Annotated in this window: 2 protein-coding genes; both read left to right on the top strand. The window is 66.2% G+C overall.

Annotation, left to right across the window (positions count from 1 at the left end):
- Nucleotides 1–2 precede the first annotated feature (2 nt).
- Nucleotides 3–2810, top strand: coding sequence for a hybrid sensor histidine kinase/response regulator (locus AC0L3S_RS38840; RefSeq protein WP_473285206.1), 2808 nt, complete (start codon nt 3–5; stop codon nt 2808–2810).
- A gap of 24 nt (nt 2811–2834) precedes the next feature.
- A partial coding sequence (locus AC0L3S_RS38835) for a chemotaxis protein CheW (protein WP_247468230.1) occupies nt 2835–3281 on the top strand: 447 nt, incomplete at its 3' end.

Below are 3281 nucleotides of genomic sequence, written 5' to 3'. Positions count from 1 at the left end.
TCATGGATGATCTGTTGCGGGAGTTTTTGACGGAAACCAGTGAGAGCCTGGACACCGTGGACAATCAGCTGGTGAAGTTCGAGCAGGAGCCGAACAACGCCAAGATCCTGGATAACATCTTCCGGCTGGTCCACACCATCAAGGGCACGTGCGGCTTCCTCGGATTGCCGCGTCTGGAAGCGCTGGCGCATGCCGGCGAGACGCTGATGAGCAAATTCCGTGACGGGATGCCGGTGACGGCCGGCGCGGTGACGGTGATCCTGGCCTCGATCGACCGCATCAAGGAAATTCTGGGCGGGCTGGAGGCGACCGAAGCCGAGCCCGAGGGCACCGACCGCGATCTCATCGACAAGCTGGAAGCGATGGTTGAGCAGGGCATGGCGGCAATGGCTGCCGGTGCCGTGGCTGCTCCCGTGGCCGAAGCGCCGCCGCTGGTGCCGGAAGCGCCGGCTGCGGTGGAGGCCGCGCCGACCTCCGGCGTGCTGGCCGACCAGAGCCTGGAGCGTCCGCTGCGTCCGGGCGAAGTCTCGCTCGACGAGCTCGAGCGCGCCTTCCGCGAGACCGCGATCGAAGCGCCGATTCCCGCCCCCGTTGCCAAGGCTGAAGTCAAGGCCGAGCCCCAGCCTGCCGCTGAAGCGGCAGTGCCTGTTGCCAGGGACAAGGAAACTGCCAAGGAGACCAAGGCGCCCAAGGACAAGGCCGCGCCGAAGAAGTCGATCGCCGACGAGGGCGCCGGCGAGGGAGCCAGCATCGCCAACCAGTCGATCCGCGTCAACGTGGATACGCTGGAGCATCTGATGACCATGGTCTCCGAGCTGGTGCTGACCCGCAACCAGCTGCTGGAGATCTCCCGCCGCAACGAGGACACCGAGTTCAAGGTGCCGTTGCAGCGGCTGTCCAACGTCACCGCCGAGCTGCAGGAAGGCGTCATGAAGACGCGCATGCAGCCGATCGGCAATGCCTGGCAGAAGCTGCCCCGCATCGTTCGCGACCTCTCGAGCGAACTCGGCAAGCAGATCGAGCTGGAGATGCACGGCGCCGACACCGAGCTCGACCGCCAGGTGCTCGACCTGATCAAGGACCCGCTCACCCACATGGTGCGCAACTCCGCCGACCATGGCCTGGAGACCCCGGCCGAGCGTCTCGCCGGCGGCAAGGGCGAGCAGGGCACCATTCGCCTGTCCGCCTATCACGAGGGCGGCCACATCATCATCTGCATCGCCGACAACGGCCGTGGTCTGAACACCGACAGGATCAAGGCCAAGGCGATCTCCTCCGGCCTCGCCACCGAGGCCGAGCTCGAGAAGATGAGCGAAGCCCAGATCCACAAGTTCATCTTCGCGCCGGGCTTCTCGACTGCTGCCGCCATCACCTCGGTGTCGGGGCGCGGCGTCGGCATGGACGTGGTGCGCACCAATATCGACCAGATCGGCGGCACCATCGACATCAAGTCGGTCGCAGGTGAAGGCTCCTCCGTCACCATCAAGATCCCGCTGACGCTGGCCATCGTCTCCGCGCTGATCGTGGAAGCCGCCGGCGACCGCTTTGCGATCCCGCAGCTCTCCGTGGTCGAGCTGGTGCGGGCCCGCGCCAACTCGGAGCACCGCATCGAGCGCATCAAGGACACCGCGGTGCTCCGGCTGCGCAACAAGCTGCTGCCGCTGATCCATCTCAAGAAGCTGCTCAAGATCGACGACGGCGCCGTCTCCGATCCCGAGAACGGCTTCATCGTGGTGACGCAGGTTGGCAGCCAGACCTTCGGCATCGTCGTCGACGGCGTGTTCCACACCGAAGAAATCGTGGTCAAGCCGATGTCGACGAAACTGCGTCACATCGACATGTTCTCGGGCAACACCATCCTGGGCGACGGCGCGGTCATCATGATCATCGACCCCAACGGCATCGCCAAGGCGCTCGGCGCCGCCGGCTCCTCGGCCCATGACATGAACAACGAGAACGGGACTCACAGCATCGGAAGCGGCGAGCAGACCACCTCGCTCCTCGTGTTCCGCGCCGGCTCGTCGCAGCCCAAGGCGGTCCCGCTCGGGCTCGTCACGCGCCTGGAAGAGCTCCCGGCCGACAAGATCGAGTTCAGTAACGGCCGCTACATGGTGCAGTACCGCGAGCAGCTGATGCCGCTCGTTGCCATGGAGAGCGTCACCATTGCGAGCCAGGGCGCCCAGCCGATCCTGGTGTTCTCCGATGACGGCCGCTCCATGGGCCTCGTCGTCGACGAGATCATCGACATCGTCGAGGAGCGGCTCAACATCGAGGTCGGCGGATCCTCCTCCGGCATTCTCGGCTCGGCTGTGATCAAGGGCCAGGCCACCGAAGTGATCGACGTCGGCCACTTCCTGCCGATGGCGTTCTCCGACTGGTTCACCCGCAAGGAGATGAAGCCGTCGCTGCACTCGCAATCGGTGCTGCTGGTCGACGACTCGGCGTTCTTCCGCAACATGCTGGCTCCGGTGCTCAAGGCCGCCGGCTACCGCGTCCGCACCGCGCCGACCGCGCAGGAGGGGCTCGCGGCGCTGCGCGCGCAGACCTTCGACGTGGTCCTGACCGACATCGAGATGCCCGACATGAACGGGTTCGAGTTTGCCGAGACCATCCGCTCCGACAGCAATCTGGGCGCGATGCCGATCATCGGGCTCTCCGCGCTGGTGTCGCCGGCGGCGATCGAGCGCGGCCGTCAGGCCGGCTTCCACGACTATGTCGCCAAGTTCGACCGTCCCGGTCTGATCGCGGCGCTGAAGGAACAGACCGCGGGCGCCGCCGGTGCCTCCGAGCTGAGCCGCGCAGCAGCGTAACCAGCGGGATCAGGAGAAACTAACATGACCAAGAAGACCCAGTCCGGCGAAGGCGCCATGGTCGAATACGTCACCGCGATGATCGGCGGCCAGCTGTTCGGCCTGCCGATCTCCCGCGTCCAGGACGTGTTCATGCCCGAGCGCGTCACCCGCGTGCCGCTGTCCTCGCGCGAGATCGCGGGCGTGCTGAACCTGCGCGGCCGCATCGTCACCGTGGTCGACATGCGCGCCCGGCTCGGCCTGCCCAAGCCCGAGGACGGCAAGATCCCGATGGCGGTCGGCGTCGACCTGCGCGGTGAATCCTACGGCCTCCTGATCGACCAGATCGGCGAAGTGCTGCGGCTCGCCGAGGACGGCATGGAAGAAAACCCCGTCAATCTCGACCCCCGCATGGCCAAGCTCGCCGGCGGTGTCCACCGTCTCGACGGCCAGCTCATGGTCGTCCTCGACGTCGATCGCGTCCTCGAGCTC

Source organism: Bradyrhizobium sp. Ken01 (assembly GCF_055807355.1).
The sequence above is the reverse complement of the archived record's forward strand: the minus strand, read 5'-3'. Positions and strand labels throughout refer to the sequence as shown.

Excerpts from the sequence above, each read along its gene's own strand:
- AC0L3S_RS38840 (WP_473285206.1), top strand. The coding sequence starts at position 3 with ATGGATGATCTGTTGCGGGAGTTTTTGACGGAAACCAGTGAGAGCCTG.